Origin of the sequence: Salinimicrobium sediminilitoris (assembly GCF_020866905.1) — a bacterium.
In the GTDB taxonomy this organism is placed as follows: domain Bacteria; phylum Bacteroidota; class Bacteroidia; order Flavobacteriales; family Flavobacteriaceae; genus Salinimicrobium; species Salinimicrobium sediminilitoris.
The window spans coordinates 699192-712507 of sequence record NZ_JAIVCC010000002.1; the positions used below are offsets into that span (position 1 = coordinate 699192).

Below are 13316 nucleotides of genomic sequence, written 5' to 3' on the forward strand. Positions count from 1 at the left end.
TGATACACTTCTTCAAGTCATTATACCTGCACCAGCGTTTTTTCGTGACCGTTTTTGTCCTGGCCGCCGGTTTCCTGTTCTCCTATTGGCTTGAATGGCTCTACCCCGTGCTGTGGATCATCACCGTAGTTTTTCTACTGATCTTTCTGGCAGATACTATTGCATTATATAAAAACCGCGGAATAACTGCAGAAAGGATCCTGCCCGACAAATTCTCGAATAGCGATCAAAATCCCGTAGATATTTTACTGCAGAACAACTACGGTTTTAAAACCCGACTTGAAGTTATAGATGAGATCCCGGTACAGTTCCAAAAAAGGGATTTTTTGAAGCTCTTAAAAGTTCCTGCCGGGGATTCCTTATCCTTCAGCTATTCTTTGCGACCGGTAGAACGCGGGGAATATTTCTTCGGAAACCTAAATGTCTTTGCCTCCACGTCCCTAAAACTGGCAAAACGCCGGAAGAAGTTTGGCAAAGAACAAATGCTGAAAGTTTATCCTTCTTTTATTCAAATGAAGAAGTATGACTTCATGGCTATAGATCGAAAGATCTCACAGCCGGGCTTAAAGAAGATAAGGAAGATTGGCCACACCATGGAATTCGAGCAGATCAAGGATTACGTGCCGGGAGACGATGTGCGAAGCATTAACTGGAAAGCTACTGCAAAACAGGGAGATCTCATGGTGAACCAGTACCAGGATGAACGGTCGCAGCCGGTCTATTCTGTCATTGATACCGGGCGTACCATGAAAATGCCCTTTAATAACCTCAAGTTGCTGGATTATGCCTTAAATAGTGCTCTGGCATTTTCAAATATTGCCCTAAAGAAAAAGGATAAAGCCGGATTGATCACTTTTTCCAATAAAATGGAAAAGATGATCCCTGCAAGTTCTAAAAAAAGCCATCTAAACCTGCTTTTGGAATCGCTTTACAATGTTGGCACGCGCTTTAGAGATTCAGATTTTGGCCTTCTGTATACTCATATGAATCGCAGCTTACCACAGCGAAGCTTGCTATTGTTATACACTAACTTTGAACATTTGGGTGCACTTCACAGGCAAATTCCTTACCTGCTGGCTTTGGCGAGAAAACATTTACTGGTAGTCATCTTTTTCGAAAACACCGAACTGGAAAGCTTTATTCACACTAAAGCTGAAAAAGTACCAGATATCTTCAACCAAACCATTGCCGAACAATTTAGCTATGACAAACGATTAATGGCAAAGGAACTTCAAAAACACGGAATTCAAACCATCCTTACCCGACCCGAAGATCTCACGGTCAACACGATCAATAAATACCTTGAGATCAAAAAAAGAGGGATTCTGTAACTACTTTATTAAATATTTGAAGAGGCAGGATTCAATGGTGCTTATTCTGTGCTTTACTCATTGTCATTCCGACGTAGGAGGAATCTCTTCAGCACGCGAAAGAATCTTCGTTTTACAAATGCTCCGCTCTGAACGACAAACCCCTCCAATGTCATTCCGACGAAGGAGGAATCTCTTCAGCACACGAAAGATTCTTCGCTCCGCAAAAGCTGCGCTCTGAATGACAAACTCCTCCAATGTCATTCCGACGAAGGAGGAATCTCTTCAGCACGCGAGAGATTCTTCGCTCCGCAAAAGCTGCGCTCTGAATGACAAACGACTCAAATGTCATTCCGACGTAGGAGGAATATCTTCAGCACGGGAGAGATTCTTCGCTCCGCAAAAGCTGACCTCTGAAGGATAGCTTCACTTTTAATTCAGAGCTTTCTTATACACTTCCAATGCTCTTGCCCGCGCAAATTTATGCTCTACAATAGGTTCTAAATAACCCGCCCTAAAATTGGGAATCCAGGTTTTAACATATTTTAGATCGGGGTCGAATTTCTTAAGTTGGGATTCAGGATTAAAGATCCTGAAATATGGTGCCGAATCACAACCCGTGCCTGCTGCCCATTGCCAGTTTCCATTGTTGGAAGCCAGTTCATAATCCAGAAGCTTTTCGGCAAAGTAAGCTTCCCCCCAGCGCCAATCGATCAATAAATGTTTACACAGGAAACCGGCAACCACCATCCTTACTCTATTATGCATCCAGCCGGTTTGGTTAAGCTGCCGCATCCCGGCATCCACCATGGGATATCCTGTTTCTCCCCTGCACCACAATTCAAATTCTCTTTCGTTATTACGCCAGGGAATACGGTCATATTTCCTTCGGAAATTATGCTGCTCTACATGAGGAAAATGGTACAGGATCATCATAAAAAATTCCCGCCAAATGAGTTCATTCAGCCAGGTTTCATTTTGTTGCAATGCCTGCTTTACAAGCTGTCGCACGCTCACAGTTCCAAACCTCAAGTGAATACCTGCCCTGCTGGTCCCTTCCACAAACGGAAGATCCCGTTTTTTATGGTAATCTTTTATCAATCCTTCAGAAAGATCTGCTTCAGAAATATGGAGCTCCACATTTTGAAATCCTATTTCTTTTAGGGAAGGTATTCTCCCGTTTGCCTTTTTCAGCAGGTGAGATAAAAGAGTTTCAGAAGGAAATTCCGGAACAGATTGCCGGTAAAGATTTTCCTTCCATTTTTTGGAGTATGGTGTAAAGACAGTGTAAGGAGTACCATCGGGTTTCATTACTTCTGCCTTCTCAAACATCACCTGATCTTTGTAAGTGGTGAATCCAACATTATTTTCATTCAGAAGATCTTTTACCTCTTTATCCCTTTTTCGGGCATAAGGTTCATAGTCATGATTCGCATAAACCTCCCGAACAGGGGTGTCAAAAATGAGCTTTTCAAATGCCTTTTTTGGCACCTCATGAAGTACCAGAAGAGATGCGCCAAATTCTAAAAGCTTTAAATTTATCTTCTCCAGCTCCTGATGAATAAAAGCCACCCGCTGATCCTTTTTATGAGGTAACGTGTTTAAAATTTCGGGGTCAAAGATAAAGATGACTTGCACAGGGAGTCCACTGTCGAGAGCATGGTAAAGGGCTGTGTTGTCAAATAACCGAAGGTCTCTTCGCAGCCAGCAAACAGCAATTTCCTTGTCTACAGCTTTTTCCACGGAGAGTATTTTCGGTTTTTATAACCATGAATTCCGCTGCTAATCACTAATATTCCTGCCGTGATCACAGCTGTTAAAAAGATCCCTTCATTTTCTCCCTGGTTAGCAACCCCAACAGCTACAAGGCCCCAGGCACCCACCAGAGCAAATTCTCTCATGTTACGAGTCCAGGTAATTAGTAAGTTAATAAAGGCAGCTACAATGATCATAATAAGGGTCCAGGTGACATTAGAAATCCCTAAGCCATCCCATCCCAAAGAAGTGAGAAAAGCAGCAGTATTTGCAATTAGAGCAACGCTGATCCACCCGGAATAAAATGAAAACGGCCACCACAAAAATGCTATTACTTTTAATGGTTCGTCATCAAGCTCCATCCTGGTTTTGATAATGATCATTATTAGAGAAAATAACAATAAAGACATTAAAATTACTGAAAGGCCGGTAAGATGATTTAACCAGGCAAAGATCCAGCTTATGTTAAGGACACAGGTGATCACGAACCACCAGCCAATTTTTACAGCTGCCTCCTTCCCGCGGGAACTTATCGCCTGGAAAGTCACAAAGCCGGCAAGGCAAAGATAGATTAGTCCCCAAATGGAAAACGCATATCCTGCCGGAGTAAACAAATTCTCATATTCCGCAGAAACCGTTGCCATGGTCTCACCATTGATCGCTCCGGTGTTCGAAAAGTAATTAATGGTCACCATTGCAATAAAAGCTACAATGTTGGAGATTTGCAAGATCTTTTTCATAATGCTGTAGTCTTAAGATTTGCCGCTGCGACAGCCTTTTTCCTGTTTAAAAGATATTTGTAGATAAGCAGGTTCATGAGGATCAATTCGGCTCCGTAAAACGCATCTTCCACAGGGATCGTCCCTATCCTGAAGTTCATAAATTCTTCGGGATTATACCATACTACCTGTTCTTCGATCCAGCTTCCGGTAAGGATCCCGTTCACGAAAAAGAAGGGAATCAACAATACCGCATAGATCACATAAAACCGGGTGAGCCAGTTGATCTTCAGAATAAATTGGGCGTATAAAAGCAGAAGGGCAAAACTGAAGAAAGTAGTGGCAGTATAGCTTTTTGAGAAATGGATCGTTCCGAAGATCAATAAAAAAGCCACCAGAAAAAGTGTGATGATTTTTTGCATTTTTGATCCCCCTATTTCGTTCATGAAAAGATCAAGACAGTGAAACGTGAAGACACAGGCATAAGGAATACAAAAGAAAAACAGCACCTCCTCAAGCGGAAGGTTGCCTATTTCTATACCTGTGAGATAGCGGTCATTAAACCCCCATACTCCCATTTTGGTGAATAACATATCCCAAAGCACGAAAACTAATCCTGTGAGGAAAACGGCCGGGAAAAATGCACACCAGGTTTTGTGAAATTTCAGCCGGGGATGAAAAGAAAACAGGAAGGGAATGATGATAGTAAAGAAGTTGACCAGCAGATATGTGTATTGCATTAGGCAGTTTTTCTTTGTTCCCTAAAATATTTCATTGGTACCCAAAGCATTCCGAAGCACTCTCCTTCTTCCTTACCAATATGTTTATGATGCATTTTGTGAGCACGACGTATGGCTTTGAAATAAGAATTATCTGCTTTGCGCAGCACTTTAAATCGTTGATGTATAAAGATGTCATGAACAAAGAAATATGCCATTCCATAGAGGGTAATTCCCAAACCTATCCAAAACAGGAAATTGAAGCCTGCCTCCATTCCAAAATAGAGAGAGATGATCCCCGGAATGGCGAAAATGAGAAAGAAGAAATCATTATGTTCAAAAAATCCCTTCGATTCCTTCTTGTGGTGGTCTTTATGTAAGGTCCACAACAGCCCATGCATGATATATTTATGGGTGAACCATGCAACACCTTCCATGGCAAGAAAAGATGCCAGTACTATTAGAAAATTTATTGCTATCGTCTCCATTTTTTTATTTTTAATTCAAGTATTAAGATACTAAAATTCAATTTTTTATTTTAATTTTTCTTTTTCGGCCGCAGTAAGGCCTTTGGATGCTTTTAGGTAGTTAAGGATCATTTTTTGAAGTTCCTTATCTTCGAGAGTGTCTACACCTGCAATAAGTAAAGCTTTATCCTCTTCAAGATTATCACGGTATCCAAGAAAAGCTGGAGCTTCGGCTTGGACAGCAAACCTAAGGAACCGCAGTTCCAGGTTTTGTTTATCGGCTGCTATCGCACTGCTAAAAATATCCTTGCCTTTATTAAAGTGAGACATCTTCTTGAATGGATTTCCCACGTGCTTCGCCATCATCATATGTCCCGCACCTTTGTAACCCAGCACCACAGGATCTTTAAGCTCTTCATTTTCTGAAAGCTCCAAAAGGCTTCTTGCTGCCTTCTCATTCTCGGCAGCTTTGTTATAAAGCTTGCGGGCTTCTGAAATATTAGATTGTTGCATCACCATCCCCGTCATCACAAAAAGTAAAACCATTAAATACTTCATCAAATAATTCTCATTTTACATTCTACAAGACTGTTGATCATTAAGCCAACTTTACGGCCATTATTGATCCTTATTCTTCCCGAAAGTATTCTTTTTGCAGGTAATCTCTTGATCTTTTTAAATAAAGATTGATAATAAACATAGGCAAGATAGACCCCTCCCTTTGAAGAAGCCGGTAACATCTTTATCCCTTGTAGTGCTATCCTGAAGTCTTCTTCTATCTCTTCTTCAATTTGCTGTTTTGCCTCTGCCGAGAAATTTTCCATATCCACGCCTGGGAAATAGGTTCTTCCCAACACATGATAATCATCCTTAAGATCCCTCAGAAAATTTACTTTCTGAAAAGCTGCCCCCAACTTCATCGCATAAGGTTTTAACTCTGCAAACATTTTTTTGTCTCCTTCGGTGAAGACGTGCAGACACATGAGTCCAACTACCTCGGCAGAACCCAGGATGTACTGTTGGTATTTTTCATCTGTATAATCCACTTTTTGAAGATCCATTTCCATACTCTTCAAAAAGGTATCGATGAGTTCCCTGTCTATGTCAAACTCATGCACTACCTCCTGAAAGGAGTTCAATATAGGGTTGGCAGAAATTTTCTGTTCCAAAGCCTCATAGGTATCCTCCCTAAATTTCTTTAGCAGGTACTCCTGGTCATAACCTTCAAAACTGTCCACGATCTCATCGGCAACCCTTACAAATCCATAGATTGAGTAAATTGGGTCACGCAGCCTGTCGTGTAGGAAATAGATCCCGAGCGAAAAGCTGGTACTATAGGAGCGTGTAGTGAGCCGGCTTACCTGTACCGACAGATCATCAAACAGTGACTTCATACTTCTTCTTTTTTAATTCTTTTATAACTTGTTCTGCCGCGATATTTCCCGAAATAAGCGACGGCGGCACTCCCGGACCGGGCACTGTAAGCTGCCCCGCGTAAAAGAGATTATTAAGCTTTTTGTTCTTTATTTTGGGTTTTAGCACGGCTGTTTGTTGCAGAGTATTTGCCAACCCGTAAGCATTGCCTTTATAAGAGTTGTAATCTGTAATAAAATCTGAAACACAGTAGCTCTTCTTATAATCAATCTTACCACAAATGCTGCGGCCTATTTGTTTTTCGAGCCGCTTTATCATAATCTGGAAAAATTTTTCCCGGGTGGCCTCTTCATCTTTCAATCCCGGTGCCAGTGGCATAAGCATAAAGAGGTTTTCGTGACCTTCGGGCGCTACCGAATCATCGGTTCTTGAAGGACAACATACATAGAACAAAGGCTTAGCAGGCCATTTTGGATCTTTGTAGATTTCGACGGAATGATCATAAAGATCTTCATCAAAGAATAAGGTATGGTGCTCCAGCTCCGGAATTCTTTCTGAAATTCCGAGATAGTAAATAAGACAGGATGGAGCAAAAGTTTTATTGTTCCAGTACTTTTCGCTGTAATTCTGAAACTCCTTCGGAAGCAATTTTTGTTCCACATGTTGATAATCGGCCGCTGCTACGACTGCATCAAATGTTATTTCTTCCCCATGAACTCTAAGGCCTTTTACGCTACTTTCAGCTGAAATGATCTGCTCCACAGGGGCATCAAAATGGATCTCAACTCCCTGTTCCCGGGCTACTTTTACCATTGCATCTATCACACTTCCGAAGCCACCCTGGGGATACCATGTTCCCAGCTTAAGTCCGGCGTAATTCATAAGACTATAAAGCGCCGGGGTATCTTGCGGCATAGCTCCCAGAAACAAGACGGGGAATTCCATAAGGGAGATCAACTTTGGATCTTTGAAATATTTTCGCACATGTTTGCTGAAAGAAGAGAACACCTGCAGGCGCATGGCACCTTTAATGAGATCCAGGTCTACAAATTCGGTAAGGGAAATGCCCGGCATATAAACCAGTCTTTCCATTCCCTGCTCATATTTATATTGTGCCTCCTCCATAAATTTATCGAGTTTGTCGGCACTCCCGGCTTCAGTTTCTTCAAACAGTTCCCGAAGCTTAGTATAATTCTCGGGAATACTTAATTTTTCATTCTGAGGAAAAACCACTTCAAAAGACGGATCCAACAGGTCAAGTTGATAAAGATCTTCTACCTTGTGTCCAAAATCGCCAAAAAACTTTTCAAAAACCCCCGGCATCCAGTACCAACTTGGCCCCATGTCATAAGTATAACCGCTGGAAGTTTTGAATTGCCTGGCCCGGCCACCGGCACTGCTGTTCTTCTCAAAGATATGCACCTCGTGGCCTGCAGCTCCCATGTATGCCGCCGCACTTAAACCCGAAAAACCTGCTCCTATTACTGCAATTTTTGACATTAGGCTAATTTTATTTCTTTTACCTCCCGCTCCAGGTCTTCAACAGTGGAAAGTAGGATTATATCTTTTTTATCCTTTAAAATCTTGGGATCTACACCTCCCCCGGCAATAAAGATTTGACGTTGTCCTGCCAGATCACGAAGCTCCTTTAAGTAAGTGTCTATCTTTTCGGGCAGGTCATGATGCACCAGGAAAAGCATTAGATTATCTATTTCAAGTCCCTCTAGGGTGTGCTTAATAGAAGACAATGGAACATTAGCGCCTAAATAAATGACATTTTTGCCCCTGCTTCGTAAAAAATAATTTGTGAATAAAAGTCCCAACTCATGGAATTCATCTTCGGGCAAAAAGAGTAACCAGTTCTCTTCGGCTTTTTTGACCGGTGGCATAGAATCTATGGCTGTAAACATTTTCTGCTTCAAAAGATTGGAAATATAATGTTCCTGTGAAGGAGGTATGTTGTTTACAGACCACATAAGACCTATTCTATTTAACAATGGAAGTATAATTTCAACATAGGTTTTTTGCAGACCAAACTTCAATAAACAATGAGAGAAGGTTTTCTCAAAATTTGCTTCGTCATATCCCATCCCCGCAGCAACCAGCTGATTGATAAAATACTGGTAATCTTCTTTCAAACCGGCCTCACTCTCATAGTCCGCTCTCATCTTGAAAAGCTCCTCATCACTCATGGCGCACAGCTTTGATATCTTTACTCCTGTCTCTGCCAATCCTACGATATTGAGGAGGCGTCGCAGTTGGGCACCGTCATAATACCGGGTATTTCCTTCAGACCGGTGGGGCCTGAGAGCGTTGTACCGCTTTTCCCAAATGCGAATGGTGTGCGGTTTAATACCCGAAAACTGGGAAAGCTGACTGATGGAGAATTGATCCATGTTTAAATTATTTAAATCAAAATTAAACATAAAAACCTTTGAAATATGTTAATTCTGAATTAATATTACAAACCTAAAGTTGGTGCCTGTTTTTACAACAGCTCATTAATGTACTAAATATTTGAATATTAAGATTTTAAAAGATGTAGAGGTTCAGGAGAAATTTAGGAGTGGAATATTTATCTTTGGCTATATGAAACATACAAACAAGGATCTCCTGCTAAAAGGGCTTAAATTCCTCGCCGGCGCCTTACCTCTCTCATTCGTTGGACCAGTGGTACTTTTTAGTTCCTTCAAGAACCAGGAAAATCCATGGTTTATTCCGGTCCTCATTTTCGCTTTAGCAGCCATGGCCGCAGCGATCTTTCTTATGTTCAAAGGAATTCAGACAATAATGAAAGCTCTGTTTGACTAAGTGCCAAAAGTGGCAATTTTTAAAATCTTTTTTTTTTGAAAAATATAATTCTCTTCTGTTTATTTCTGTCCTCTATTTCGGCCTGGGCACAGGAAAGTTTTGTCGTTAATGGGGTGATAAAAGATGCCGAAAATAATGAGACGCTTTCTGGAGTCAATATTCTTTTCCCCGAGCTTCAAACCGGAACAGTAACCAATGAATATGGCTTTTACTCCTTAAAAGTTCCGGCGGGTAGTCATAAGATGGAAATCTCTTATCTTGGATATCAATCCATTTCTGAAAAAGTAGACATCCAGGAGAATCTGAACCTGAACTTCGAGCTGAACACTGCAGCACAGGATCTTGCTGAAGTTGTAATAGTTGATGACAGCGAACGACTGAACATTAGTAAACCGGAAATGAGTGTCAATAAACTCGAAATTTCCACCATCCAAAAGCTACCGGTGGTTTTTGGAGAGGTGGACATTGTAAAATCATTGCTCCTGCTTACAGGAGTGTCAAATGCCGGGGAAGGCTCCTCAGGATTCAACGTTCGTGGTGGTGCTGCCGATCAAAATCTTATCCTTCTTGATGAAGCGACCATCTATAATGCCAGTCACCTCTTTGGTTTATTCTCGGTCTTTAATCCCGATGCGATCAAAAACCTGAAACTCTACAAAGGAGGAATTCCTGCGAATTATGGCGGCAGGGTCTCTTCTGTACTGGATATTTATCAAAAGGATGGCAACAGCCGTCATTTTGAGGCCAATGGCGGAATAGGCCTTATCTCCAGCCGACTTTTAGCCCAGGGACCAATAGTGAAGGAGAAAAGTTCCTATTTAATAGGGGGACGTAGTTCGTATGCGCATTTATTTCTGAAATTAACAGATAACGACAACTCTGCCTATTTCTACGATCTTAATACAAAATTGACTTTTAGACTTGATCCGAAAAACACGATATTATTCTCCGGGTACTTTGGAAGGGATGTGTTTAACATTAGCGAAAGCTTTAATAACATCTATGGAAATTCGGTTTTCAATCTACGTTGGAACCATGTTCTAAGGGATAACATTTTCAGCAACCTTTCTCTCATCTACAGTGACTATTACTATGGACTCACCCTGGATTTTGTTGGATTTAACTGGAACAGCGGGATCAAGAATTTAAATTTCAAATACGATCTTGACCACTATCTCAACAAGAACCTGAATCTTGATTATGGTTTCCATACTACCTGGCACGAATTTAATCCGGGGGAAATTGAACCCAGCTCCTCTTCTTCAGGTATTATTCCGGGGGAACTCATTAAAAAATACGCTTTGGAATCGGCTTTGTATTTGTCACTGGAGCATACGATCTCAAAAAATCTTTCCGCAGAATATGGGATTAGGTACAGCAATTTTTTAAGAATGGGACAGGAAGAATTAAACCTGTACCAGGGAGAACCTGTAATTTATAATGAAAGATTCGGGATCTATGAAAAAGCAGATCCCATAGGCATCAGGGAACTTGATAAAAGCAAGGTGGAGCGATCCTTCGGGAACTTTGAGCCACGTCTTGCCCTGGCTTACACTTTTACCGAGGATCAAAGCATTAAGCTTAGCTATAACCGCATGACCCAGTACCTGCACCTCATTACCAATACCAGTTCCCCTACACCGTTGGATGTGTGGACGCCAAGCGGCAGGTATATTGAGCCGCAGTCCCTGGATCAGGTAGCAGCAGGTTATTACAGGAATTTTGCAAATGAAGAATATTCCCTGGAGATCGAGGGATACTATAAAACCCTCAGAAACCGCATTGATTATATTGACGGCGCTAATCTCATTGCCAATGATGCAATTGAACAGGTGATCCTTCCGGGAGAAGCCCGTGCATATGGCACAGAATTATTGCTGAAAAAAAATAAAGGAAGATTTACCGGCTGGTTTGCCTACACGCTTTCAAAATCTGAACAGCGTACCCCCGGAAGAACTGCAACAGAACCGGGAATCAACAATTCTCAATGGTACGCAACTGCCTACGATAAAACACATGATCTTTCATTAACTGCTTCTTACAAACTTAGTCGGAAATGGGATCTAAATGCCAATTTTATTTATCAGACCGGTTTACCCACAACTTATCCTACAGCTCAATATAAATTTGAAAATATGTCTATTCCGGTTTACGCCCCGCGTAATAGCAGTAGGTTGCCAGATTATCACAGGCTGGATCTTTCGGCTACTTATACTCCTAGAAGAGAATCGACAAGTGGCTACAGTTCCTCCTGGAATTTCGGCCTCTATAATGTTTATGCCCGCAAAAATGCGGTTTCTATAAGCTTTAGAGAAAACGATGATACTTTACGTAACGAAGCTGTACGGCTTTCACTGTTTGGAATCGTACCTTCTGTAACTTACAATTTTAAGTTTTGAAAATGAAAAAGATCTTTTTTATACTTCTGCTACTTGGAATAACCTCTTGTGAAGAGGTGGTAGATATAGACCTTGAAGAATCTGAGCCAAGATTAGTAATAGAGGCATCATTGGTGTGGAATGAAGAAAATGAATCCAACTTTCAAATCATCAAACTCTCTTTCACAGCTCCTTATTTTGACGAGGAGGTACCTCCAGCTACCGGAGCTTTGGTGAAAGTCTCGACAGATACAGGGGAAGAATACCTTTTTGAGGAGGTTAAAGACGGTATTTATCAAAATGACCGGCTGGTGCCCAAAGAAAATATAAATTACCAACTAGAGGTGATCTATGGAGAAGAGGTCTACACAGCAACAGAACAATATATCCCTACGCCAGACCTACTATTCGTAGAACAGGAACTGGGAGGCTTTTCTGGTGACGAATATGAATTTAAAGTTTATTATGAGGATCCTGCAGACAGGGAGAATTTTTACCTTTTTCGGTACCTTAATGAACGTTTCAATATTCAGATCTATGATGACGAATTCACTAACGGAAACCAAACTTTTGCATTTTTCAACGATGAAGATGCAGCCCCCGGCGATCTGGTTTTATTTGAAATCCAGGGCATCTCCAAAGGATTTTATGAATACATGTTCATTCTGAGGTCACAATCGGGCAACGCCAATGGAGGGCCTTTCCAAACGCAGCCAAGTATTGTACGGGGAAACATCGTGAACCAAACGAATCCTGATAATTTTCCCTTTGGTTATTTCAGGCTTTCTGAAGTTGATGTTTTGACGTATGAGGTGGAGTAATTCTTCTCCATGTTTAGACACTTTTAAAAAGTAAAGTCCTATCCGTCCGTTTCCTGAATTCAAATTTGAGGAAAGAAGACCCTCCCCGTCCGGCCAAATGCCGGACTTCCCCTCCCTGGAAGGGAGGGGAGCTAAGATTTGTTTACAGATTTAGCTTCTCGATTAAGGTCACCCCTCCTCTCTGAGGAGGGGTGACCGCAGGCCGCCGGGGCGGTGCATGGAACCTAATAGTTCTTGGTTATTCATAATCTCTGGGGAATTAGACCCTCCCCGTCTCCGCTTTGCGGAGCCTGCCCCTCCCTGGAAGGGAGGGGAGCTGAGATTCGTTTCCAGATTTTACTTTTGTTTTGAAATCCTCCTCCTTTGGAGGAAGGTAGAGCTACCAGTGATTTACCAGTAAGTTTCTCGCTATAGTGTTCCCCTCCTCTCTGAGGAGGGGTGACCGAAGGCCGGGGTGGTGCATGGGACCTAATAGTTCTTGGTTAGTTATAATCTCTGGGGAAGTAAGACCCTCCCCGCCTCTGCTTTGCGGAGCCTTCCCCTCCCTGGAAGGAGGGGGGAGCTGGCAGTCGTATCTAATTTAAATTTATTCCATAAAAAAACCCTTCATCAAATTCATGATGAAGGGTTTAAAAGAAAGGCGGCGACATACTCTCCCACAAGATAGCAGTACCATCTGCGCTAACGGGCTTAACTTCTCTGTTCGGAAAGGGAAGAGGTGAGCCCCGTTGCTATAACCACCTTAAGATTTTAGTTATTAGTGATTCGTGATTAGTTAATTGGATAAGACCCGTAACTAATAACAATTCACTACTAACCTGCGCCAGCGGCGCCAATAAGTTGACATAATTGGAAAGTAAAAATATAAGAAAACATGTATTGAGCAAGGTCATTTTGAAGCTTTAGGTTGTTCCTCCCCGGTATTGCTACCGGGGAAGTGCACTAAGCTATACGGATTATTA

12 protein-coding genes and 1 rRNA gene are annotated in these 13316 nt (G+C 41.7%); 4 read left to right on the forward strand and 9 right to left on the reverse strand.

Annotated features, from left to right (window positions below):
• Positions 1-2: 2 nt before the first annotated feature.
• Positions 3-1331: a DUF58 domain-containing protein gene (locus LA313_RS04955; RefSeq protein ID WP_228913584.1), complete on the forward strand. Its 1329-nt coding sequence runs from the start codon at positions 3-5 to the stop codon at positions 1329-1331.
• A 411-nt stretch (positions 1332-1742) separates the two neighbouring features.
• Here LA313_RS04955 and LA313_RS04960 read toward each other — a convergent pair whose 3' ends face one another.
• The 8 genes from LA313_RS04960 to LA313_RS04995 are packed head-to-tail and all read right to left on the reverse strand — an operon-like array spanning position 1743 to position 8740.
• A complete protein-coding gene (locus LA313_RS04960; protein WP_228913561.1) occupies positions 1743-3053 on the reverse strand; it encodes a cryptochrome/photolyase family protein in 1311 nt (436 codons plus the stop codon).
• Positions 3038-3805: a TspO/MBR family protein gene (locus LA313_RS04965; RefSeq protein ID WP_228913562.1), complete on the reverse strand. Its 768-nt coding sequence runs from the start codon at positions 3803-3805 to the stop codon at positions 3038-3040. Before LA313_RS04965 ends, LA313_RS04960 begins: the two co-directional genes overlap by 16 nt.
• Complete coding sequence (locus LA313_RS04970) at positions 3802-4524, reverse strand: lycopene cyclase domain-containing protein (protein WP_228913563.1); 723 nt, start codon at positions 4522-4524, stop codon at positions 3802-3804. The genes LA313_RS04965 and LA313_RS04970 overlap by 4 nt, the downstream gene beginning before the upstream one ends.
• Positions 4524-4991 carry a sterol desaturase family protein gene (locus LA313_RS04975; RefSeq protein WP_228913564.1) on the reverse strand — a complete coding sequence of 156 codons (468 nt, stop codon included), beginning with the start codon at positions 4989-4991 and terminating at the stop codon, positions 4524-4526. Before LA313_RS04975 ends, LA313_RS04970 begins: the two co-directional genes overlap by 1 nt.
• 45 nt (positions 4992-5036) lie before the next feature.
• On the reverse strand, positions 5037-5531 hold the full coding sequence (locus tag LA313_RS04980; protein WP_228913565.1) for a hypothetical protein: 495 nt from the start codon (positions 5529-5531) through the stop codon (positions 5037-5039).
• The gene (locus LA313_RS04985; protein WP_228913566.1) at positions 5528-6364 is read right to left on the reverse strand and encodes a phytoene/squalene synthase family protein; all 837 of its coding nucleotides are present in this window, start codon (positions 6362-6364) and stop codon (positions 5528-5530) included. Before LA313_RS04985 ends, LA313_RS04980 begins: the two co-directional genes overlap by 4 nt.
• Complete coding sequence (locus tag LA313_RS04990; protein ID WP_228913567.1) at positions 6348-7844, reverse strand: phytoene desaturase family protein; 1497 nt, start codon at positions 7842-7844, stop codon at positions 6348-6350. The genes LA313_RS04985 and LA313_RS04990 overlap by 17 nt, the downstream gene beginning before the upstream one ends.
• Entirely contained in the window at positions 7844-8740 is an 897-nt protein-coding gene (locus LA313_RS04995) for a MerR family transcriptional regulator (RefSeq protein WP_228913568.1), read from the reverse strand. Before LA313_RS04995 ends, LA313_RS04990 begins: the two co-directional genes overlap by 1 nt.
• 193 nt (positions 8741-8933) lie before the next feature.
• Between LA313_RS04995 and LA313_RS05000 the strand changes: the two genes are divergently transcribed.
• The 3 genes from LA313_RS05000 to LA313_RS05010 are packed head-to-tail and all read left to right on the forward strand — an operon-like array spanning position 8934 to position 12354.
• Positions 8934-9155, forward strand: coding sequence for a DUF6095 family protein (locus LA313_RS05000; protein WP_228913569.1), 222 nt, complete (start codon positions 8934-8936; stop codon positions 9153-9155).
• Between the two features lie 35 nt (positions 9156-9190).
• Complete coding sequence (locus tag LA313_RS05005) at positions 9191-11554, forward strand: TonB-dependent receptor (protein ID WP_228913570.1); 2364 nt, start codon at positions 9191-9193, stop codon at positions 11552-11554.
• A gap of 2 nt (positions 11555-11556) precedes the next feature.
• Positions 11557-12354, forward strand: coding sequence for a DUF4249 domain-containing protein (locus tag LA313_RS05010; RefSeq protein ID WP_228913571.1), 798 nt, complete (start codon positions 11557-11559; stop codon positions 12352-12354).
• A gap of 635 nt (positions 12355-12989) precedes the next feature.
• Here the strand turns inward: LA313_RS05010 and rrf are convergent.
• A 5S ribosomal RNA gene (rrf, locus tag LA313_RS05015) occupies positions 12990-13099 on the reverse strand.
• Positions 13100-13316: the final 217 nt, after the last annotated feature.